Origin of the sequence: Sphingomonas mali NBRC 15500 (genome assembly GCF_001598415.1) — a bacterium.
Lineage (GTDB): Bacteria > Pseudomonadota > Alphaproteobacteria > Sphingomonadales > Sphingomonadaceae > Sphingomonas > Sphingomonas mali.
On record NZ_BCYX01000005.1, the window covers coordinates 20,218 to 43,738 of the forward strand.

14 protein-coding genes are annotated in these 23,521 nt (G+C 64.9%); 4 read left to right on the forward strand and 10 right to left on the reverse strand.

The features are described from left to right. The 10 genes from SMA01S_RS24805 to SMA01S_RS06120 form a co-directional block, all read right to left on the reverse strand. Entirely contained in the window at positions 1-939 is a 939-nt protein-coding gene (locus tag SMA01S_RS24805) for a hypothetical protein (protein ID WP_169804201.1), read from the reverse strand. Next, entirely contained in the window at positions 926-3,235 is a 2,310-nt protein-coding gene (locus SMA01S_RS06080; protein WP_084250133.1) for a TonB-dependent receptor, read from the reverse strand. The genes SMA01S_RS24805 and SMA01S_RS06080 overlap by 14 nt, the downstream gene beginning before the upstream one ends. A gap of 229 nt (positions 3,236-3,464) precedes the next feature. Continuing rightward, the gene (locus SMA01S_RS06085) at positions 3,465-6,020 is read right to left on the reverse strand and encodes a beta-glucosidase H (protein ID WP_084250134.1); all 2,556 of its coding nucleotides are present in this window, start codon (positions 6,018-6,020) and stop codon (positions 3,465-3,467) included. Then, positions 6,020-6,358, reverse strand: coding sequence for a hypothetical protein (locus SMA01S_RS06090; RefSeq protein ID WP_066819365.1), 339 nt, complete (start codon positions 6,356-6,358; stop codon positions 6,020-6,022). The genes SMA01S_RS06085 and SMA01S_RS06090 overlap by 1 nt, the downstream gene beginning before the upstream one ends. Before the next feature lie 4 nt (positions 6,359-6,362). Then, positions 6,363-8,027 (reverse strand): AMP-binding protein, encoded by a 1,665-nt coding sequence (locus SMA01S_RS06095; RefSeq protein ID WP_066819367.1) that lies wholly within the window; start codon positions 8,025-8,027, stop codon positions 6,363-6,365. Then, the gene (locus tag SMA01S_RS06100) at positions 8,024-9,634 is read right to left on the reverse strand and encodes a tannase/feruloyl esterase family alpha/beta hydrolase (RefSeq protein ID WP_066819373.1); all 1,611 of its coding nucleotides are present in this window, start codon (positions 9,632-9,634) and stop codon (positions 8,024-8,026) included. Before SMA01S_RS06100 ends, SMA01S_RS06095 begins: the two co-directional genes overlap by 4 nt. Continuing rightward, complete coding sequence (locus SMA01S_RS06105) at positions 9,631-10,512, reverse strand: alpha/beta hydrolase (RefSeq protein ID WP_169804202.1); 882 nt, start codon at positions 10,510-10,512, stop codon at positions 9,631-9,633. Before SMA01S_RS06105 ends, SMA01S_RS06100 begins: the two co-directional genes overlap by 4 nt. An 11-nt stretch (positions 10,513-10,523) precedes the next feature. Next, entirely contained in the window at positions 10,524-12,035 is a 1,512-nt protein-coding gene (locus SMA01S_RS06110; protein WP_066819379.1) for a carboxylesterase/lipase family protein, read from the reverse strand. Further along, entirely contained in the window at positions 12,032-15,319 is a 3,288-nt protein-coding gene (locus SMA01S_RS06115; protein WP_157093829.1) for a family 78 glycoside hydrolase catalytic domain, read from the reverse strand. Before SMA01S_RS06115 ends, SMA01S_RS06110 begins: the two co-directional genes overlap by 4 nt. Positions 15,320-15,331: 12 nt before the next feature. Beyond that, positions 15,332-18,052 carry a TonB-dependent receptor gene (locus SMA01S_RS06120; protein WP_066819391.1) on the reverse strand — a complete coding sequence of 907 codons (2,721 nt, stop codon included), beginning with the start codon at positions 18,050-18,052 and terminating at the stop codon, positions 15,332-15,334. A gap of 668 nt (positions 18,053-18,720) precedes the next feature. On the opposite strand from SMA01S_RS06120, the gene SMA01S_RS06125 reads away from it, so the two are divergent. From SMA01S_RS06125 to SMA01S_RS06140, 4 genes are all read left to right on the forward strand, one after another. Further along, a complete protein-coding gene (locus SMA01S_RS06125; RefSeq protein WP_066819392.1) occupies positions 18,721-19,371 on the forward strand; it encodes a response regulator in 651 nt (216 codons plus the stop codon). Further along, positions 19,368-21,104, forward strand: a complete 1,737-nt coding sequence (locus tag SMA01S_RS06130; RefSeq protein ID WP_066819394.1) for a sensor histidine kinase — start codon at positions 19,368-19,370, stop codon at positions 21,102-21,104. Before SMA01S_RS06125 ends, SMA01S_RS06130 begins: the two co-directional genes overlap by 4 nt. Before the next feature lie 177 nt (positions 21,105-21,281). Continuing rightward, on the forward strand, positions 21,282-22,028 hold the full coding sequence (locus tag SMA01S_RS06135; protein ID WP_066819397.1) for a DUF6683 family protein: 747 nt from the start codon (positions 21,282-21,284) through the stop codon (positions 22,026-22,028). An 87-nt stretch (positions 22,029-22,115) separates the two neighbouring features. Continuing rightward, the gene (locus tag SMA01S_RS06140) at positions 22,116-23,345 is read left to right on the forward strand and encodes a hypothetical protein (RefSeq protein WP_066819400.1); all 1,230 of its coding nucleotides are present in this window, start codon (positions 22,116-22,118) and stop codon (positions 23,343-23,345) included. The last annotated feature ends 176 nt before the right edge of the window (positions 23,346-23,521 follow it).

Here is a 23,521-nt window from a genome sequence, read left to right on the forward strand (position 1 = left end):
CTATTGGCGGCCATCGTTGCTCGCGAGCATCGGCAGGACCTGAGGCGCCGATGCGGCGGTGCCCAGGACGGCAGCGTCGAAACAGGCGCGCGCCTGCTCGGTGAGGAATGTGGCCTCCGTCCAGCGGTCGCTTTCCTCGCGCGGGTTGCCATCGGGGCCGGTGACCATCTTGGGATAAAAAGTGCGCGCGGGGAGCAATTCGCAAAGCGCGGGCAAATAGTCCCCGGAGCGGGCGGTGAGGAGGAAGCCGCCGATGCTCTCCGTCCACATCTGCCGGAAGATGGCGAGATGCTGCGCTTCGGCCGGGTCGCTCGCGGTGAGCTGGCCGAACGCGCCGGACGAGACGCGCAAGTGGAGGAAGCGGACGCGCTCGAACACCGGGCGCATGGCGATCAGCTTGGCCTCGATATCGCCATACGGCAGTTCGTGACCGATATACCAATGCGCGAAATCGCCGTTGAAGGTCAGCTCGGGGAAGCGCTCGATCAGCCCGAGCGTCCGCCGGATGTCCTGCGTCATCGTCGCGCGATGCGTTTCGAGGTGGAGCACGTGGCGCTCCTGCTCGGAGATCTGCAGCATGCCCTCGGCGAGCCGCCACAGATCGTCATCTTCTTCCAGCCCGGTGCCGAGTTGTACCGTGGTGCAGGCGCAGCCCTGGTCACGCCAGTGCCGCGTGACCGCGCGAAGTTGGTCGAGATCGTCGATCACCCGCGCGATCCCGAACGGGACCAGCCCGGCGCCGCGAGCGGTCGCGGGCTCGAGCGTTTGGATGCCCTCATATCCCGCCTCGCCGAGCGCGGCATAGATTTCTGCGGTGTCACCCTTCGGCCCCGACGACCAGGACGGCAGGTCGGCGATCGTGACGAAGCTCAATCCTGCGAACAGGCGGGGAGGGGGCGAAGCCTCCCCGTCCGCATCGCGTGGTTCAGAAACCGACATCGAGCGAAAGCCCCGCCGACCGTTGCGATTCGTACGGCCGGAACTGGCTCAGGCTGCGCGCACTGCCGAACGGGGTCGAGAACATCGTCACCGCGAAATGCTCGTCGAGCAGGTTCTTGCCATAGACCGACAGTTTCCACAGCTTGCCGCTGGCCAGCGCGATCGCGCCGTTGACCAGCACATAGCCGTCCTGCCGCGTGCGCGGATTGTTGGGGAAGGCGATCAGCTGCGACGAGCGATAGCTCGCCGACAGGTCGAACTGCAGCTTGAGCCTGGACGACAAATCGACGCCATACGAACCGCCCGCATTCAATTGCCATTTGGGCGAATAGGGTAGCGGCGCGTCGGTCAGATTCTGCTGCACCCCGGGCGATCCCGCCGGCGATCCGGGCGCCGGCACGCATCCTTCCGCCACGGTCTGGCCGCCAAAGCACGGCGCGTTGGGGAAATCGCCCCAGCGTGCATCGACATAGGAGCCGCTCAGCACCAGGTTGAGGTCGGTCGCCGCGATCGGCCGCCAGCCGAGATCGAACTCGACGCCCTTGGTCTTCGCCTCGCTGCTGACGATCGGATAGGTCGCGGTTACCGGGTCGCGGCCCGCCGTCTGGTAATTGTCGACATGCGTGTAGAAGGCAGTGACGTTGAACGTCACGCGCGCGTCGGGCCAATAGGTGCGGAGACCGACTTCGTAATTTGTCGGCCGCTCGGGCTTCACATAGCGCAAGGTCCTGACACCGATATTGGTGTCGAACCCGCCGCCCTTGAACCCTCGGGTGACGGTGGCGAACACGTTGGCGTCCTTGGTGATGTCGTATTGCGCGCCCGCGCGCCACACCAGGGCGTAGGATTGTTCAGCCTTCCGGTCCGAATCGGTCAGGTGATAGGCCGGGTCCTGCCGGTCCTTGGCTGCTTCCACGCGGTCCTTGAGGTAGCGCAGCCCGCCGATCAGCTTGAACGATTTCGATATGTTGAGATTGGCTTGGCCGAACAACGCCATATTGCGCGAATCCGAGGTGATGTGCGCGCGGCGATTGAAGAACGGCAGCGGCACCGTTGCGAAGATCTGGGTCGATCGCGAATTGACGTCGGCGTCGAAATAATAGGCGCCGAGCACGTAATCGATCAGCTTGCCGGTCGGCGAGGCCAGCCGGATTTCCTGGCTGAACTGCGACTGGGTGAAATGCGCGTAATTGACGTCGAGCAAGTTGATCGGCGCCGAATCCGAATCGAGCCCGTCGGTCGTCTCCCAAGTCCGCCACGCAGTGATCGAGGTCAGCGTGAAGCCGCCCAGGCGATAATCGGCCTGGAGCGACACGCCCTTGCCCTTGGCGTTCGAGAAGACGTTGCCATTGATATCCTGGTCGAGATTGTCCCTGCCCGGTTTGATGCCTTTTGCGATCTGGATCAGTTCGGGCGCGCCCGGGGGCGTCCCCACCGAATAGAGCGTCCACACGCAGCAACTGGAGTCGCGCTTGTAATAATCGGCGATGCCGGTCAGCGTCAGGTTGGCGGTCGGCTCCCATTCGAGCTTGGCGCGCCCGCCCCAATCGTCGCGGTCGTTGAGCTTGCGGCCGTCAAACATGTTAGTGACATAGCCGTCGCGCTTGTTGCGCCGTCCCGAGATCGAGAAGCGAAGCGTGTCGGTGATCGGCCCCGACAGATAGGCGCTGAAGCGACGGTCATTGTCCGGCCAGCCCCAACTGACGCTCGCATTGCCGGTCAATTCCTTGGACGGCCGCTTGGTCACGACGTTGACCACGCCGGCCGATGCATTCTTGCCGAACAAGGTGCCCTGCGGCCCGCGCAGCACTTCGATCCGCTCGATATCGGGGAGGTCGCCGAGCGACGCTCCGGCCTGGCCCATGACGACTCCGTCCAGGACATAGGCGACGCTGCCCTCGATCGCCTCGGACGAAAAGGTGCTGGTGCCGATGCCGCGAATGAAGAAACCGAAATTGCGCGGTCCCGCCGCGTTGGTCAGCGTCACGCTGGGGACCATATATTGCAGGTCGCTGGTCTCGTTGAACTTGAGCGAGGTGAGCTTGTCGCCGCCGATCACCGCGACCGACAGCGGTACATCCTGCAGATTCTCGGCGCGGCGCTGCGCGGTGATGACGATGTCGCCGCGCGTGTCGAACGGCTGTGCCTGCGATGTCGCGGCCGGCGTGCCCGGGGCCTGCGTATCGGGCGCCGGCTTGTCCTGCGGCACGTCCTGCGCCTGTGCTGCGGTCGCCCAGCTTAGCGCCAACATGCTGACGGCGACGCTTCCAGCCACCCGGAATCGAAAACTGAGCATTCACCTCTCCCGATAAATTACTATATTTATCACTAATATTTTATCGGATTCGTGACATTGTCAATCATTCGATATTTTTGGCGCGCGACGGAACGGCTCTCCCCCAGCTCCGTTCGCGGAACTGCGGTTTGGCTAACGAGGGGCTTTTGAGCGACGACGGTCGTCGGCTGACGGACAGCTGGGTGCTGTCAGCCCAAAGCGAACCGGTCTCCGAACGACGGATTCGCGATCATTCCACCGGGCCGGTCGAGCTCACCTGCACGTTCTTCCTCACTCGGATGTCGTCGGAGCCGCCGCCAATCAATAGCTGGTAGATTCCGGCACGCGCCATCCAGCGATGCGTCGCCACGTCCCAATAGGCGAACGCGCGGGTGTCGAGATTCAGCCTCACCGTCTTCGTCTCGCCGGGCTGCAGCTCCACCTTGGCAAAGGCCTTCAGCTGCTTGATTGGCTCCTCAGGCGTTCGATCGGCTCGCGCGACGTAAAGCTGAACGACCTCCTTGCCGGCGACCTTTCCGGTGTTCCTGAGCGATAGTTGAACAGCGACGGGTTTGCCGGGCCGGACAGACGACGGGGCGGTCAGGTCGCCATAGGCGAAGGTGGTATAGGACAGACCGTGCCCGAACGCGAACAGCGGCACAATCGATCTTGCTTCGTAGCCGCGATAGCCGACCAGCAGGCCCTCGCTATAGTTGCTCTTGGCATCGGTCAGCACCGCCGGATCGTCGGCGCTCTTCATCGGGAAGGTCACCGGCAGCTTGCCGGAAGGGTTGACCTTGCCGGTCAGCACGGCGGCAAGCGCGCCCGCGCCTTCCTGGCCCGGCAGCCACATGTCGACAATGCCGGGAACCTGTCCGGCCCAGGGCATGGTCATCGCCGCGCCGGCATTGACCACCACCACGGTCGACGGATTGGCCGCGGCGACCGCGGCGATCAGCCGGTCCTGCTCGCCCGGCAAGTCGATCGACGGCCGGTCATAGCCTTCGCCTTCGGTCATCGACGCCGATCCGGCGATCACCACCACCGCTTCGGCACGCTTCGCCACGGCGATCGCGGCGTCAAAATCGGGACGCGGCAGGCGGACGCCGAACGACAGCGATTCATACGGCGTCTGGCCGGTCCGATAGTCGAGCTGGACAGGATAGGTCTTGCCGCTTTCCAAGGTGAGCTTGACCGTGCGCCGCCCCACCGGAAAGCCGATGACGTCACGATTGTCGGGCGTCGCCGGGATAGCCTTGTCGAGGATGGTCTGGCCCTCGAACATCAGCACGGCCGAACCGGTGCCGCGCACGCTGAATTCGTACATGCCGCTGGCCGGCGCGCGAAAGATCCCCGACCAGCGCAGCGCGGCATAACCGGTCGCCTGGGGGCCGGCGATATTGCCGCTGATCCGCTTGGTGAAATCGGTCGCCCGCTCGCTCCGGGTCGGCGTGCCGCTCAGGTCGGGAGTGGCGAAATAGGTGGCGGTCAGGCCGGTGTCGCCACTGCCGGTGGCTGGACTGAACAATCGGGGATCGGCGGTCGGTGGCGTCTCCTCGCTGTCGACGCCCTTGGCATAGATCACCTCGACCCCGGGCAGTGCCGCGCGGATCGCCTCGAGCGGAGTCTGCAATTTGGCGAAGGGCGCGACAGCCGAGCTGCCGCCGCCCTGGATTCGCGCGACATCGGCATTGGGACCGATCACCGCAAGGGTGCGGATGCCCGGCTTGAGCGGGAGCACCCCGGCATTCTTGAGCAAGACGATCGCCTCATCGGCCGCCGCACGCGCGACCGCGCGGTGGCGATTGCCACCAATCTCGCCCGGGGGGAGTGGGCCATTGAGCACGCCGCTGCGTACGATCAGCCGGACGATGCGGCGGACATTGTCGTCGAGCTGCGCCGGGCTGACCTCGGCCGCTCTGACCGCGGCGGCTAGCTTGTCGCCGAAGAATTTGGCTGGGCCGGGCATTTCGAGATCGAGCCCGGCATTGGCTGCCGCGACGGTCGAATGCGTCGCGCCCCAGTCCGACACGACGAAGCCGCGATAGCCCCATTCCTTCTTGAGCAGATCGGTCAACAACCAGCGATTTTCGCTGGCATAGGTGCCGTTGATCTTGTTGTATGACGCCATCACCGACCACGGATCGGCCTGCTTCACCACCGTCTCGAATGCCGGCAGGTAGATCTCGCGAAGCGCTCGCTCGCCGACCACCGAATTGACCACGAAGCGGTTGGTTTCTTGATTGTTGGCGGCGAAATGCTTGATCGACACGCCGACCCCGCCACCCTGCACGCCGCGGACATAGCCGAGCGCGAGCCGGCCGGCGAGCACCGGGTCTTCCGAATAGCTCTCGAAATTTCGGCCCCAGCGCGGTGTGCGGACGATATTGACCGTCGGCGCGAGCAGCACCGACGCGCCATAGCCACGCGCCTCACCCGCGATCGCGCTGCCGACCGCGCGGATGAGATCCGGATTCCAGGTCGCCGCCAGCGCGACACCGACCGGAAAGACCGTCGCCGGCTCGTCCTCGGGCGAGCGCACGCCGGTCGGCCCGTCGGTCATCTTGACATCGGGAACGCCGAGCCGGGGAATGGCGTGGAGCGTCATCGAGGTGTCGCCGGCAAGCAGCGACACTTTCTCCTCGAGCGTCAGCCGCGCCATCAAATCGTCGACCCGCCGGTCGAGCGGGGCGGCCTTGTCGCGATAGATCATGCGATCCTTGCCCGGCCCCGCCTGTACGCCGATGGCAAAGCCCGCGATTGCCAGTGTGGCGGCCGCGACGCGCACCATTCCCCCTTTGCGCATCACTTGATCGTCGCGAGGTCGGTCGCCGTCTTTGCCAGCATCTCATCGGTCAGCTTGCCATCCGAATAGGCCTGGAGCTGCTTGAGGCCGATTGCCTTGAACATCTCATATTGCGGCAAGCCGATCAGTCCGGGCAGATTCTTTTCGAGCACCGCCTTTCCCGCGGCATCGGCAACGATGTCCTGGATCGGCGTATCGAGTGTGAACTTCGCGGCTTCCGCCGGCGCGGCGGGCGCCGGTGCCGGAGGCGTGGGCGCGGTGGCCGCAGACGGCGGGCTGGTCTGGGCCGAGGCGGCGGCCGGGATCAGCAGCAGGGCAGCGAGCGAGAGAAGCTTCATGGGTTCATCCTTCTTGTGGGGCGACGGCGCATTCGCTGTCGCCGAGCTCGGCGACCATCGCCTCGCGGATCAGATATTTCTGGACCTTGCCGGTCACGGTGGTGGGGAATTGGTCGACGAAGCGGACGTAGCGCGGCACTTTGTAATGCGCGATGCGATCGCGGCAGAAGGCGCGGACCTCCTCCTCGTCGCCGGTGGCCCCGGCGCGCAGCCGGATCCAGGCGCACAGTTCCTCGCCCATGCGATCATCGGGGACGCCGATCACCGCGACGTCCTCGACCGCCGGATGCGAGTAGAGGAATTCCTCGATCTCGCGCGGATAGATATTCTCGCCCCCGCGGATCACCATGTCCTTGAGCCGCCCGACGATGGTCGCGTAACCGTCGGCGTCGATCACCGCGAGATCGCCCGAATGCATCCAGCCATCGGCATCGATCGCCACTTCGGTCTTGTCGGGCTCGTCCCAATAGCCGAGCATGACCGAATAGCCGCGCGTGCACAGCTCGCCCGGCGTGCCGCGCGGCACCATTGCACCTTGCTCATCGACCAGCTTGCATTCGAGATGCGGCTGGACCCGGCCGATCGAACCGACGCGACGGCCGACAGGGTCGTCGATCGCGGTCTGAAAACTGACCGGACTGGTTTCAGTCATGCCGTAGGCGATGGTGATGTCGGGCATGTGCAACCGCTCGATCACCTGGCGCATCAAAGGTTCTGGACAGACCGCGCCGGCCATTATGCCGGTGCGTAGCGACGACAGGTCGAAGCTCGCGAATTCCGATTGCGCGAGCAAGGCGATGAACATCGTCGGCACACCATAGAGCGCCGTGCAGCGCTCCGCCGCCACTGCCGCAAGCACCGCGCCGGGATCGAACCCGGCGGCCGGATAGACCATGGTCGCGCCGTGGGTGATGCTCGCGAGATTGCCCATCACCATGCCGAAACAATGATAGAGCGGCACCGGGATGCAGATTCGGTCGCCGGGTGCGAGACCCTGGGTGAGCCCCACGAAATAGCCGTTGTTGAGGATGTTGCGGTGGCTGAGCGTCGCACCCTTGGGCTGACCAGTGGTGCCACTGGTGAATTGGATGTTCGTCGCGGCGGTCGCTTGGAGCGTCGCGCCAATCGGGGTCAGGCGGTCGCGGTCGGTGCCGCGCGCGTGCCCGGGCACGTCAGCGAACCGGATCCAGTCGTTACCCTCGCTCACTCCGACGCAGATGATCCTGCGCAACGCGGGCGAAGCGGGCGCTATCTCCGCGACCATCGCCGCGTAATCGCTGGTCTTGAAGCGATCGACGAACACCAGTGCCGCGAGGCCCGCTTTGCCTATCGCGAACGCCGCTTCGGAGGTTCGATAGGCCGGGTTGATTGTGACCAGAATCAGCCCGGCGCGCGCTGCCGCGAACTGAGTGACGGTCCATTCGGCGCAATTAGGCGCCCAGATCCCGATCCGCTCGCCCGGTTCCAGCCCGAGCGCGAGCAGACCCGCGGCGAAACGGTCGACCTGTTCGAGCAAGTCGGCGAAGGTCCACCTTATGTCCTGCTCGACCGATACCAATGCCTCGCCGTCACCCCAACGCGCAGCCGCCAAGGCCAGCGCCTCGCCGATCGTGTGCTCGATCAACGGCGGTGACGCGGTGCCGCGGACGAGGCTGGCCGTCAGGCTCATTTTTGGGTGCCGGGCGCCACGCAGGTGAAGTTGATGGCGTCATCGCTCGACCCCTTGCCGTTCCAGCGTGCGACCTTGGGATAGGCGCAGAGCGGCCGCGTCCGCACCGGCTTGCTAGGAAAGCCGAGATAGCCGAACAGGTCGTTATCATACTTGGTCGCGATCATGCTTTCGGGCGCCGCGCCCCCCTGTCGCCACTGGTCGAGCGTGCCAAGCGCGTCGAACACGTTCGGCCCCGGGCCGGCCAGGCAATGCGACATGCCTGGGACCATGAACAACCGCACCGAGCCTGCCGCATCGGCCTGCCGCTTCAGGACCGACTGGTAGTAAGCGATCGTATTCTCGGGCGCGATCGCGGCATCATTCCAGCCGTGATAGAGGATCAGCTTGCCGCCGCGCTTCAGGAACGCGCTGATGTCGGGATTGTCGCTGTCGAGGATCGGCGCCAGCCGCCGCGCCGCCGCATAGTCTCTGGCAAGGCTGAACGCCGAGGGCTGCCAGTCGGCGTTCGAATAGACCATGTAGCGGAAGAATTCGGTGGCGAAGATGCCGTGCTGCGCCTTCGGCCCGGTCAGCCAGGTGTCCCAGGTGCCCGACACCGCTTCGGCACCCGGCATATAACCGGGGAAGAAGCTCTTGCCGCCTGGCCCGACCGCGCCACGATAGAGAGCGCGAGCGGCACCGACCTGGGTCGCCGTCAGGCAGGACGGCCCGTCGCCCGCCTTGCATTGCAAGACGACAGGATCGAAGCGGCAGGCACGTGGATCGTCGATCACTCCGTCCTTGATGCCGTCCTTGCCGTCGCATTGGGCGATCGCGGCGTCCTGTAGCAGCTTGAGCTTGTCGTTGGGGATCACCGTTTCGGAGCGGGCGAATACCGCGCGGTCGTCGGCCATGAAGGCGGTCATCAAGCGCGTCCAGGCATTGGCCGGCGCGCCCGCGATGATGGCATCATAGTCGTCGGGATAACGCTGCGCCTCCATCAACGCCTCGCGCCCGCCGTCCGAGCAGCCCTGGAAATAGGCCGCCTTGGGCTTGTTGCCGTAATAAGCGGCGATCACCGCCCGCCCGGCCGAGGCGGCGAGATGGTTGGCGCGATGCCCGAAATCCGTGATCCGCTCGGGCTGGTTGAGCGCCCATTTGGCATCGGTGTCGGCGGTGCCGAGATGACCCATGTCGGTGCCGACCGTGGCATAGCCCTTGGCCAGCGCGCCCTGCATCGTCAGCTGGGGCAGCAACAGGCTGCCGCCATAGCCGCCATTACCGGCGCCGAGCATCGTGCCGTTCCACGCGGTCGTGGCCGGCAGCCACACTTCGACCTTGATCGATGATGCCGGTGTCGGCGTCAGCACGGCGTGGACGCGGCAGAAGGCGGCCTGCGATGGCAGACCGGGCTGGCCCTGCTGGGTCGAGACCATGCCGCCCTTGCCGACGTCCTCCGCCGCGACCACCTTGCCGTCGGCGAGCGCCAACCCGACCAAAGCGGTGCACGCGCTGGCGGGTGCGTCGGCGGGAGGGAGCGCGCCGGCCGGCACCGCGCCGAACCCAGCCGCCAGCGCGACACCTGCGAGCGCACCAAGCGCGCCGGCGAGACCGATCCTGCTCATTTGCCCAGCAACCCCTTTTCCCGGAACCATGTTTGCGCGCGGCCCGTCCAAGCGTCGGAGGCGGCGCCTTTCTTGGCGATGCCGAAGCCGTGTCCGCCGGTCGGATAGGTGACCAGGGTTGCGTCCGCGCCGGCCGCCTTCCACGCGTCGACTAGGCGGCCGGATTCGGGGCGCACGAGTGGGTCGTCATCGGCCACGATCGCGAGCAGCGGCGGTGCCTTGCCCGGAACGGTCAGCGGATCGCCTACTAGCCCTGGATACATCGCTACGACGAAATCGGGCCGGCTGTCGGCCTTGCCCGCCAGCGCGGTCCACATCGTCACCGCGCCGCCCGCGGAGAAGCCCATCATCCCGACCCGGTCCTGGCGCACGCCATAGCGTTGCGCGTTGGCGCGGACATAGCGCATCGCCTGCTCGCCATCGGCGGTGGCAAGCGGGCGCAACGGCACTATTGCTGCCTCGAGTTCCTTGAAGTTCATCAGCCGCCGCATCAGCACCAACGCGGCGTCATCGCCGGTCGGCAGCAAGCGATAATGCAGCACGAAGGCAGTGATGCCGAGGCTGTTGAGCCAGCGCGCGACGCCGTCGCCTTCATTGTCGACCGACAGGATATGGAAGCCGCCGCCCGGCGCGACGATCACCGCCGTGCCATTGGCGATCTTGGGATCGGCCCGGAAGACTGTGAGCGTCGGGTCGGAGACATTGCGGGTGACATAACCGAACGGCGGCTGGTTGCCGGTCGTTTCGGCCTGCATCGCGCCCATGCTGCCGGGCGGCCCTTTGGGCCACAGATTCACCGTTTCGGCATTGCTGGCGACTGCCTGGCCACCGCATCCCAGCAGCGCCAGGACCGACATAAGCATCGTCAACACGCGCATGTCCGGTCTCCTCATTTCTTGCCGGCGTCACGCGCCGCCGCGATTGCGCGCAACACCGGGCTGCCGGCGGGCGCTGCCTTGGTGTCGGTGCCGATTGCCAGCAACTGCCCGTCGGTCGCCGCAAAACGCGGCCAGGCAGGCAGGCCGGGGCCATTGGGATCACCGGTCCTGGCGAAATTGACCCAATAGTCGGCGACCAATTTTGCCGCGGCCATGTCGGTGGGTGTTACCTTGCCGCCGGCCAGCATCAGATTGTCGAACTGGAACGGCACGTCGGAAGCGTGCGATGCGCCGGACAACGACTTACGCTTGTCCTCGACGACATAGCCGAACCGATAGAGCCAGGTCGGCGTGCCTGCCGATTGCCGCGATGCCAATGCCAGCGCCGGCTCGTTGAAGGTGAAATCGCTCGGGATGTTGTGTTTGTAGAGATCGGGGGACCCGTACGCCGCGCGCACCGCGTCGGCACCGACGCCCAGCGCTTCGGTCGTCTTCTTGACGAAGCCGCCCATGAACAGCGCGGGGATGAAGCCGAGCTCGTCGCTGTTCGACCCGACGATATACCGGATGTCCTTGGCCTTGCCTGCCGCCAGCAACGTGTCGACATCGCCGGTGACGATCTGGCCGTCGGTCATCGGGCCCGAATAATGCTCCTCGTCGCTCTTGAGCAGGTTGATACCGCCCTGGACCTTCTCGGCCGGAAGTGCGCGAAGCGCGGCGAGGTCGTCGCCTTTGACGCCTTCCCGGGTCGCGAACGCGATCCCCTTGGTCTCGGCCGCCGCCACGGTCGGCCAAGTGTCGCGCCCGCCGCCCGATGCCGCGATCGCCTTGACGAACAATCCCTTGGCCGCCGACGACACCATCAGGCGGTCGACCGATTCACCGCCGGCGGATTCGCCGAAGATCGTGACGTTGGCCGGATCGCCGCCGAATGCCGCGATATTCCGCTGCACCCATTTGAGCGCGGCGATCTGGTCCATCAGGCCCCAATTGCCGTTCGCGCCAGCACCCACTTCGCGCGTCAGTGCGGGATGCGCGAAGAAGCCGAGGCGGCCGAGGCGATAATTGAGCGTGACGACCACGACACCGCGGGCGGCAAGCCGGCGGCCGTCGAGGATCGCCGAGCTTCCGGTCCCGCCGGTAAACCCGCCGCCATGGATATAGACCATCACCGCGAGCTTCCCAGCCGGTGCCGGTTTGGGCGTCCATACATTGAGGAACAGGCAGTCCTCACTCATCGGCAAGGTGGTATTGGCAATGTCTCCGGCGAAGCGCGCCTGCATGCAGTCGTTGCCATAACCCCTGGCGTCGCGCGGCGCAGTCCAGGGCTGGACCGGCTCGGGCGCGTGCCAGCGCAATGGCCCGACCGGCGGTGCTGCATAGGGGATGCCCCTGAAGCTGGCGACGCCATCGGCGACCGTTCCGCGCACCGGGCCGCTGGCGGTCGTCGCAACTGGCGCCTCGTCAGCCGGTGCCGCGGCGATCAGCGCGATGGCGAGAAGCGGTAGCAGGCGTCGCATCATTGTCCATCCGTGATAAATTCTGTCGCCCCTGGAGAGATCGTATAAATTCTTGCAGAATTTGTCTGTCGCGAAAATACCGCTCCGGCGGGTGTTGAAACACTGCCGAACTGCGTCGGCACCCAAACCTCACCGGCGCTGTTCATCGGAATGGTGACGGTCATCCGGAGCTTGCCGCCTGCGATCCGCCAGGCCGAGCGAGCCTTGCCCTGCGGCGTCTCCATCGTCGCCTCGGCCCAGTCGAGGCCCTTGGGAATCGTCGGCCGCACCAGCACGATGCGATAGCCCGGCGCACCAGGGCGCAGCCCGCCGAGCCGCTGGCGGAACCAGTCGGAGATCGACGCGAAATAATGGTGATCGCGCGACCTCGCATTGAGGCCCCACGATTCGAACAAGGTCTTGTGCCCGTTCTTCAGCAGGAAGCCCCAGCTCGGCTCGTCGGTGCGGGTCGCGACGCGATAGGCGAGATCGGTATGCCCATAGTCGCTCAGGATATTGAGCAGATAGCGTGTGCCGTAGACGCCCGCGCGCAAGCCGCGCGCATCGACATCCGCCGCGATCGTGTCGGCGACCTTCTGTTCCTGGCCGTCGGGAACCATGCCGAAGGCGAGCGGCAGGATATTCTGTGTCTGGCTGGGCGGCTTGACGGCACCCTTGTCGATCGTGCGGTACCAACCATTGGCGGCGTCCCAGTATCGAGCGTTGTAGGCACGGCGGATATCGGCGGCGAGCTTCGCGTAACGCTCGGCATCGGCGCGGTTGCCGATCACCGCCGACGATTTGGCCAGCAAATCGGCTTCGTGGAAGAAATAGGCGACCGTGACCGCGTCGATGCCGCCATTATTGGCATTGAAGATGTCGAACCCGCCAGGTGCCGCCCATTCGCTAAGGCCGCTGTCATGGCGATAGTCGGGGGCCTTGAAGACGGTCGCGGTATAATCAACCAGCCGCTTCTGCGTGTCGTGCATCCGCTCCAGGATGCGCGTGTCGCCATAGGTCTGGTAGAGTTCCCAGGGCAGGATCATCGCCGCGACGTCCCACGGCGTGGTCGGCCCCCACATGAATTGCCAGCCCGGCGACCTGTCATAGCCGTAATAAGGCGTCGCCGGCACGATCTCGGGCAATTCGCCGCTCGGCGCTTGTGCGTCGGGATAGTCGGCGAGCCATTTGCTCCACACCCGCGCCACGCCGAGGCTGCGCGCCGCGGCGCCGGCCGATGCCTGGGCATCGCCGGTCCAGCCATTCTTCTCATAGGTCGGCGTATCGGTCTGATAGCCGTGCATGTTGTTGAGGATGGTGCGGATCGCCGCCTGGTCGATCTCGGCGAGCAGTGGATTGGCGCTGGCGAAACCTCCGACCGCCGCAACCGACGAATGGGCCACCTTGCCGGTCAGCGTGGCGAGCGTCGGCCTGCCCGGAAAGCCGCGCAGCTCGACATAGCGGAACCCGCGATAGCCGAAGCTCGGCTCCCAATGTTCGCGTCCCGTGCCCGCCAGCGTGTAGCGATCGGTCTGCAGCTGGGCGTCGATCAGGCCCGACGCCGGCACGACCATGCCGTCGTCGCCGATCCGTTCGCTGGCGACGAGCGAGACGGTCTGGCCGCGCGGGCCGGCGACGTCGATCGCTGTCCAGCCCGAAAAGATCCGCCCGAAGTCATAGACCCAGATGCCCGGCCTCACTTCACGTATCGACATCGGGGCAATCGTCTCGACCGGCGCGATCGGTTCGAGGTTGGCGGCGCGCACGACACCGGCCGGGCCGGCAACCAATCGAGCCGCGTTCCAGCGGGCGCCGACTGCGCCGGGCCGATCCCAGCCGACGGGCAGCAGCCGGGCATCGTAACGCTCGCCGCGATGAAGCGAATCGTTCAGCGTCGGCCCCGACATCGTCTGCCAGCCGGCATCGGTCGCGACCGTCTGGCGCGACCCGTCGGCGAAGGTCAGCTCGAGTTGCGCGCCGAGCGCCGGTTCGGCGTGCCAGGGCGCCTGGTTGAAATACCATTCATTGGGATCGGTCAGCCCATACCAACCACGCCCCAGTTCGGCGCCGATCACGTTCGCTCCCGCGCGGATCCGGTCCGTCACGTCATAAGTCTGATAAAGCACGCGCTTGTCATAAGCGGTGAAGCCGCTCGCCAGCGCCGAAGGACCGACGGCCGCGCCGTTTAGATGAAGCCGCGGCCAGCCAGCGCCGGCGACGTAGAGGCGCGCCGCGGCAACCTTTTTTGCCGGCACGATGAAGCTCCGCCGGACGAGCGGCGCGGGCGCTTCGATCGGCAGTACGATGTCGACGGATGGAACGCCGCTCGCGACCATCAGGCCGGAGGTTTCGACCGCCCCGCCGACGAACGGATTGTCGTTAGCCTGGAACCGCGTGGTGAAGGCTGGGCTGCCGGTACCGGTCGCTCGAACCGAATGGATGATCGCCGCCTGCGCCTCTTTCGACGAGAAACCGATCGTCCCATGAGCTTGCGACGCATCGGTAAGGGTATCGACCAGCCGCCCGTCGATCGCGGTGGTGACGCTGTCGCCGCGCGCGGTGATCGTGACGCGATGGCGCACATTCCTGAGCGTCATGCCGGTTAATGGCACCCGCTTGAGGTCGGCGACCTTGACGCCCGAACTGCTGCCGCCCGGATAACGCCGGACACGCTCGATCAATACCGGCCCATCCTTGTCGTCGGCGAGCGTCCAGACATAGGCCTCGCCATAGGTCTTGCCGGCGGGACGCGCGCGGAACAGCAAATCGAGCGACTTGCCGGTCAGGGTGAGGTCGCTTTCGAAACTCAGATCGGTCCAGTCATGGTCGCTGCGTGCCGGCCCGGCGATCCATTTCGCCGACCAGTCGCTCGGCTTGAGCAGCCCCATTTCCCACCAGCCGGGCGCGCTCCAATCGCTCTCGCCGCCCTCGGCGTCCCACGTCCTGACTTGCCACCAATAGCGCGTGCGGGCTGTGAGCGCCGGTCCGGCATAGGGTATCTGAGAATCCGCCGCCGACGCGACTTTGCCGCTGTCCCAGGTCAGCTGCCCGGAAACGAGCGCGGCCTTGCTGGTTGAGACCCGGACTTGCCAGGCAACCTGGTGTTTCGCCGGCGAATGCCAGCCCAGGCGCGGTGCCGGCTCGTCTATGCCGAGCGCGGCGCCGGTATATTCGACAGTCAGCGCCGATGGCACGGCCCGTCCGCTATCCGCTAGGGCGGTGGCAACGGGGAGGGTTGCCACCGCCACGCTCGTGGCGAGCGCGAGACCGAAGAGCAGCGCGGCCGACGACTTTGATGGTACCGGCACACGCGCCCCCTCTTAGAATTTGGTCCGAAGACCGAACGAGACCAGCCGCCCCAAGGTGCTGCCATTGGTATAGCCGGTCGAGCTGTTGAGGTAAGGCGGATCCTGATTGAACACATTGTCGACGTTGAGCGTCAGCATGGTGTTCTTGAGCGGCCCGGTCTTGGCCAGATCGTAGCCCAGGAACAGGTCCACCGTCTTGAACGCACCGACCCGCGTCTGTGGCGCGACGCCCAGGATCGGATAGCCGCCCTTGTAATTGAATGCCGCCCGCGCGGTGACGCCGTAAATCTTGCCGCCCAATGTCGCTACGAAGTTGAAGCGGCCGACACCATTGGCGAGATCGTCGCTGAATGCCCCTCCGGCAATCGCTTCGGATTTGCGGCTGAGCGTGTAGGTCCCGGCGAAGTTCGCGCTGATCGCGCCGAAGCCGGTCTTGCGAACATAGGACAGGTTGAAGTCCAGGCCATCGGTGTTCACCGCGCCTAGGTTGTTCCGCCGCGCATCGATCAGAACATAAGGCGACGTACCGACATACAGGCTCTGCAGGCTCGGTGCGCCGTTGAGAAGTAGCGTGCCGACCGCTGCCTGCGTCTGCGCAAGCGTCGGATTGAGGATGTAGAAATTCTTGTAGTTAGGGTCGGTGTAGAGCGTCGGCAGCAGGAACGGTGCCAGGCCGATCGCGTCCTTGAACTTGACGTTATAGTAAGTGACGTTGACCGTCAGTCCGGAAATAGCCCGCGGCGTCCAGTCGAACCCGACTGACCAGGTGTCGGCGCGTTCCGGTTTCAGGTCGGGATTGCCGCCCGCCAGCACAATCGTCGGCCGCAGGAAATTGAATGGCGAATCGCCAGGACGGAGAAACGGACTGAACAGCAGGATTTGGGCGCGAGAATCCGCCGTACTGGTGGTGTCGGCAAGACTGGGTGCGTGGAACGACGTACCGTAATTGCCGCGGATCACCAGATCGTCGAACGGCTTGTAGTTGACGCCTACCTTGGGATTGGTGGTGCCGCCGACATCGTTGTACGAATCATAGCGCACCGATCCCGAAATCTGCAGACCGCGCAGCCCCGGACTGCCGTTTCCGGCCCCCACGATCGGGACCAGCAATTCGCCGAACAGGGACTTCACGTCGCGCGAAACGCTCGACGAAATGGCGTTGGTGAAGGCGTTGCGGCGGTCCTGCGAAATCCGCGACGCGAGGTTCTCGTAGTGATATTCGGTCCCGACCGCGAGCTTGATGTCGCCGCCCGGCAGGGTCGCGAGCGATCCGTCGAGGATCAGCCGTCCCTCCGCGAGTTCCTGCGTCGCGTCGCCGAAATTCTCGTAGTCGGCGATCGCGGCAAGCAAGGCCGGATTGCTCGCGGACGGGTTATAGGGATTGAGCGCGGTCGCCGTCGTCGTGCCATTGAGCGCCGCCGACGCGAGCGTGGTATTGAGCGCGGCCTCGCGGACGACATTATAGCTCCGGCCGAAATTGCTCTCGGCGCGCAATTGCCAGCCATGGCCGAGCGAGATCGCGAAGCCGGGCGTTACTCCATAGGAATCGAATCGCTGCCGGCTGGTCAGGCTGTTTCCCAGTGCGCCCGAGAAGGACAGAGCGACGCTCTGCGAGAGTTCGCCGGTGATGCTGTGGAAATAGGGATTGAACGCAGAGACAGTGCCGGTCAGCGTCCCCTGCGCTTCCATGATGGTGGTGTCGCGCCGCGAGAAATAGGCGGTCATCGAAAAATCGACGTCCTCGCCCAGTTTCTGCGTCAGTGCGGCGAACACGGAATGGCGCTCTTCGCGCGGATAGAGATCCGCATAGGCATTCTGCTCGCACCTGTTGGTGGTGTTGGCGGTGAAATTGGGCAGCGCATAGTTGGTGGCGCCGACCGTGACATTGCCGGGAAAGCAGGTGGTCGAGCGAAGATCGAGCCCGCCTTCCTGCGTGTTATCGGCGCTGACATAGCTGCGCTGGCGGTTGAGGATATTGTCGTGCCAGACATAGGCGTAGGAGACTAGCAGCGAACCGCTGCCCCAATCCTTGCCCAGCGTCAGGTTACCGTCGACCGTCCGGTAGTCGTCGGCGAAGCCGTAACGGATATTGCCGCCGATGCCGTCGAACCGCTTGCGCGTGATGAAGTTGATCACGCCACCGATCGCGTCAGAGCCGTAGATCGACGATCCGCCGTCGGGGATGACCTCGACCCGGTCGATCACGTCGGGCGGAATGATCGAGGGATCGACCGACGTCTGCAATACGCCCGCCCCGACCAGGCGATGGCCGTTGAGCAGGACCAGGGTAGTGGTGCCGCCCGAGGCGCCGAGATTGCGGATGTTGGGGCGAACGATCGGCAGGCCGAAGGCCGCGCCGCCGGCGGGAACCGTCCCGAAATTGCCGATCTGTGGGATCGACGCGAGCAGGTCGTTGGACGACGCCGCGCCGTTCTCAAGGATGTTGTCGCGCGATACGCCGATGACATTGGTGCCAGTCGGTGCGACGCCGCGCAGCAGCGTACCCGTGACGACGATATCGTCTCGATCCTGCTCGATCGCCGGGGGTGCCGCGTCATCGGCGGCGAGCGGCGTTACGGCCTGTGGCTTGTCGGCGGCTGGGTCGCTGGTCGGCGCAGACTGTGCATGAGCGGCGCCACTCCATACCAGCATCGTGGCGAGCGCCAGCGTCGACAGTCCGGCCAGCTTCGCGATGTTGCGCCCCTGGGCCTCGTTCGCCTTCTTGATGGTCATTTTTCCTCCCTCCCGGTCCTTTGGACTCTCAGTCTCCCGCGTGGTCTGGTGCCGTCGCTCGGTGGAATCGCGCCTTGGCGATCACCCACAGGCTGGCAAATCTCGATCTTTTCTTACCCTGTCAATAGTCATTTTATCATATCATTCTAAATTGAGCATTTCGATAAATTGTGTGATATTTTTCCATCAATTGATAAATGCGGCTGGGGGAATAAAGGCATATGCGTGAAGATCGGCTTCGGGGGAGCCGACCCTCCCTGAGCTCAATAGAGCGCTGTTTCGACCTCGTGGAACGTGCAGCCAATGCCGTCCAGAATGGCATCGCCGCTGGTCGCAGCCTGCCGGCCGTATCGCAACGTCGACGTAGCGCGGTTCGATCTCGATCGCGCAGGGACTCTGCCGTTTTCGGCGGGAACGGTACCGTGGGCTGTGCCCGTTTGGGAATGAGTCCGGCTGCTTCAAGGTGCGCAATGTGTGCGGGGCTAAGTCCGAAGACCGACGTTTGTGTACTAGTTCCTCAGAGCTCTTCATTCGTCTTGAAGCCCGGATCAGCGACCACCCCGTAAACGGGGGATTGAAATCGGACAGCCGGGCGGCGAGGCTGTTCCCTACATGGACCGATGCGCAGCAGCCCGTCAGACCATTGAAGCACGAGAGAGTGGGGAGAAGTGAAAGCGAACGTCGTCATTGTCGAGGACGATCCTCTCGTCGCTGCTCATGTTGGGCGCGGTGTGGAGGCGCATGTTGGTTTGTCGCTGGTAGCCACCACGGGCACGCTGGCCGGAGCACGGGCTCTGATCGATCGGAACGTGGACCTGTTCATCCTCGATCTCGGGCTTCCCGATGGAAGCGGGATCGAACTGATCGAGGAAATCCGCGCGCGAGCTGGTCTGGAGCCGAAAATACTCGTCCTCTCGGTGCTGGGCGATCAGGATACGGTGCTGGCGGCTGTACTGGCAGGCGCGGATGGTTATCTGCTGAAAGATATCGACAGCCTCGACATCGGCCAGCAAGCCGCCGATGCGCTGACCGGCGGCGCGCCATTGTCGCCCAGTATCGCCGCTTATGTGCTGCGGCACCTGCGCCGGCAACGCGAAGACGCGAAACCGGATGATGCCGATCCGCCATTGTCTCCACGCGAAATCGAGCTGCTGCAGCTGCTGGCACGCGGATACAGTAACCGGCAGGCGGCGGCCGAGCTGGAAATATCGCCGCACACGATCGGCGATCATGTGAAATCGATCTACAGGAAGCTTCGCGTGAGCAATCGGGGCGAGGCGATGGTACGTGCCTTTCGCAGTGGGCTGCTGCGTCTGTGAGCCTGTTGCCCCGGCTGACGGGATGGCGCCGTGCGCTGGCCATCATCCTCGGCGCGCAATTGCTGTTCTGGGGAGCCTATGCGCTCATCGTTGCCGGATTGCAGCCGGCGGGCACGCTGGAGCGCTACCGGTTGCCCGCAGCGCGGGTGCTGCTGGCGTCCGAGCAGGGCAAGTCGAGCGCCTTTGTTGCCGGGCTTTCAGGGCCGGCCCTGCTGCGCATCCCTGGCTGGCAGCCGGTAATCCTGTATCCGGCGCGGGCGAGCCTGTTGACGCGGGACGAAGCGGCGACGGGGATTGGATGGTCGCTCGCCTGCCTGGAAAGCTCCTGCCCAAAGGCGGTGACCGCCTATGCAGGGCCTTTCGACCGTATGAACAAGGCGGCCGACTGGGAGAAATTCCAGCGTTTCGACATGGTGTGGCTGGTCGTCGCGACCGAGCTGATGATGGGGGCAGCGCTGCTCGTGCTGTTGCCGGTCAATCGGTTTTCACGCCTCCAGGGCGTCACCGGCCTGCTGCTCATTCTGGTCGGCATCGACGCCTGGCTCACCACCTTCGGCGCGGAGAGCCTGCCCTATGTCTGGTTTCCGCTGCTGCGCTACGGCACCGAATATCTGATGTTGGCGATGGCGGCGCTTTCCGTGAACGCCTTTGTCGATTGGCGACCGCGCGAGGCCTGGGCCGCCTGTGGCTGTTTCATCGCCGTCTTCGTCATATTGCTCGCGACCATGATCGCGGGCGCCAACTTCGCGACAATCGTGCCCTGGCTCGATGCAATGACGCTGACCCTGCTGCTCGGATATGGCGTCGTCGCCTTGCTGCGGATGGGGCGGACGGCGCCGGGGCCGGCGATACGGGTACTGGCGATATTGCTCGTCGCGCTTGCCTCGATTGCCTTCGACCTGTTCCTTCTGCCACCGCCCACTGGCTTCGCGCTGCAGGCATCGGTTCTCGCCCCGCCGCTGACGATGTTCGGCATCCTGTTCGAGATCGCGCTGCAGGGGCACCGGCTCAATCAGGAGGCGGAGGAGGCACGCAGCGATCTGGAGCGTCAGGTGCTCGAACAGGACGCCAGCCTGCTGCGCTCGTCGCAATTGCTGCGTCATCAGGAGCGGTTGATCGCGATCGACGCCGAGCGCCAGCGCTTGCTACGCGACATGCATGACGGGGTGGGCGGTGTGCTGACGCACCTTCTTCTCGATGTCCGCGAGAATCGCCTGACCGAGCCAGAAATCGAGCAGGGACTGCAATTCGCGGTAGACGACCTGCGCAATATGGCGAGCGCGATCGACGCGGGCAATGAGCCGATCGACGAGGCACTGGCGATGTTCCGGGAACGGATGGCGGGTCGACTTGCCCGATCGGGCATTGCCATGGACTATCGCTGCATGTTGCCGATCCCCGCGCCGAGCCTGGACGTGCGGCGGTTGCTCAGCCTCTATCGGCTGTTGCAGGAGGGCATCGCCAACGCTGTGCGCCATGCTTCCGCTACCAGGATCGACCTCGCGGTGACGTTGGGTGACGATGGCGTCATTCTGGTCATTTTGTCGGACGACGGCATGGGATTCGAGCCGGCGAGCGCCATCGGCGCGGCCGGCGAAGGGCGCGGCCTTGCGAACATGCGTCGCCGGGCTGACCAGATGGGCGGGCGAATAGAGATCGAAAGCGCGCCTGGACGGGGCACGCAATTGACCCTGGCCATCCCGACCGTCGTCGCCGCGAGACGAAAAGGCTGAACTGGCTACATTATCATGCCGATATCCCCTGAACGCGGGATTGTTGCGGCGGCCCCAAGATGGGAAATTTCATCGCTGACGTAAGGAGCGCTGGCCCTGACGGGACCGTCGCTCGCGGCGTCGATCGCTGGCGTTCAAGCGCACGCCGCTCAAATGAGATCGACCAGGGAGACGGTCATGAACCTCCGCAACCGCTTCTGCGTCGCCGTCCCGCTGATGGCCACCGCTCCCGCGGCGCAGGCACAGCAATGGCTCGTCAACAACGCCATCAATAACCAGATCGTGGAAACGGCGATCTGCGATTCCGGCCTGAAAAAGGGCGAGAAATTGCCGAGCATCTGCGCCAAATATCCGAAATATTCGCGCGCGGTGCGGCCGAGCAACCCGACGCCGCAAACCCCGCAGGCGTTGGCGAGCGCCAAGCCGCGCGCCGCCGGCTCGGGGAAATTCGTCCCGAACCCGGGCGACGATTCGTTGCGGAAGCTGGCCGACAGCGTCGGCTCGACCGAGCAGGAAAGGCAGCAGCTGCGGCAGGTCGTACAGGCCGGAAACACGCTGTTCGAGCAAAAATATGGCGCAAAGGGCTGGAAGAACGACCTCGCGGGCGCCTTCGCCTTCTTCATCGTCTCGATCAGCACTGTCTATAACGACCAGGAGCCTGATGGCGCTGCCCAGGACCGGGTGTTCGATGCGCTCGGCACCACGCTGGGGCAGGCGCCCGACATCGCTAAGCTGTCGAACAAGGACCGGACCGCGCTGTACAACACGCTGATCGCCGCTGGCGGCCTGCCGCTCCTGTTCTACGCCGACGGCAAACAGCAGAACAATGCCGCGGAGGTCGAACAGGCCAAAGCGATGGCCATCGAGTTCAGCCGCAAGATCCTGAACACCGAGCCACAGGCGCTCGCGGCGATCGGGCAATGAGTCCGGGTAGGGCGCCGATGTGCCTCATCGATCCTCAGTAAGAAAGCACGCTTTTTTTCCGAACTCGAAACGCAAGGGAGTTGGACAATGGTATCTCGGCGCATTGCATTGGGCACAGCGGTGGGGGCCGCGACGATCGCTTCCCTGCCCTTGCTCGCCGCACCCGATCCCGCGAATGCGCCGATCGCGCGCTACGACATCAGGGCGGGAACGGTTTCCGGCACGGGTGCGATGGGCACCGGTTCGATGATGGGGATGATGTTCGGTGGGCGTGGGGGCAACAATGTCCAGCACGAACTGCTGTTAAGGCTCGGGTCGTCGCAGGCCACGACCAAGGGTGAGCCCAGGGCCGAACATTTCATGCCCGCTGGCGCCAGGCTCGGCAAATCTGTGCTCCTGAGCACGCCCAAGATCGAACGCCAGGAGGGAGATCAATTGCCGCAGAGGCCGAAGGGCCGGCTGCTGATATTCTGGGGATGTGGGGCGAATGCACCCAAGGGACAGCCCGTGATCATCGACTTCGCCAAGGCTGCCGGTGGCCAGATGCCAGCAGGCATCTGGACGACCACGATCCCGCGCGATTCGGGCCCCAGCCTGCAGAACAGCCGGACGTTCGGCCATTGGCCCTATGACGACGGCAAGTCCGCAAAACCCGACAGTTCGCTGATCGGTCTGCATCGTATCGCGAGCAATTACGCCCCGGAAATAGCCTTCACGGCCGCCAAGGACTTCATGTCGCCATTACAGGCCACCAACCGTCAGCAAGCCGGCGGCGCGACCCTGTTGAGCTGGAACGGCATTCCCGCCGCCACCGGATATCTGGCGTTCGTCAGCGGCGGCAAGATGGGGCCGAAGGGTGAGATGGGCGACATGGTGATCTGGACCAGCAGCGCCACGCGCCAGTTCGGGGGCGGGCTGTCCGACTGGCTTACGCCGACCCAGGTGGCCGGTCTGGTGCGCGACCGGACCATCCTGCCGCCAAGCGCCACCAGCTGCCTGATCCCAGCCGAAGTGCGGCAGGCGGCGCCGGATTTCACCGCCGGCACGCTGACAGCGTTCGGGCCGGAGGAGGATTTCTCCTATCCTCCTCGTCCGGCTTCGAACGCCACGCCTTGGCGTCTCGAATGGACAGCCCGGATTCGGCACCGTTCCACGACCAGCTGGGTGGAAGCGCAGGGCATGTCGATGGGGTCCATGGGCGCGCGTAGCGCGTCAGCCGAGGATGGGCAGCAGAGTCAGGGGCAACAGAAACGGTGCAAACCAAAAGGGCTTGGCGGCATGCTGGGCGGCATCGTGCGCGGCGGAGGCGGTTGCTGACTCCCGCTCGCGTCACGCGCCGGTAGTGCGCGATTCCTGAGCTTTCAAACACGGTGGCGTTGGGGCGAAAACCCTGAATTTACCAATATTATCGCGCTGATACCCCCTGAACGCGGGATTGATGTGCTGCCGCCGGCGCAGCAAAAGTGCGCTCGGATCTCTCCAGCGGGGTTGGA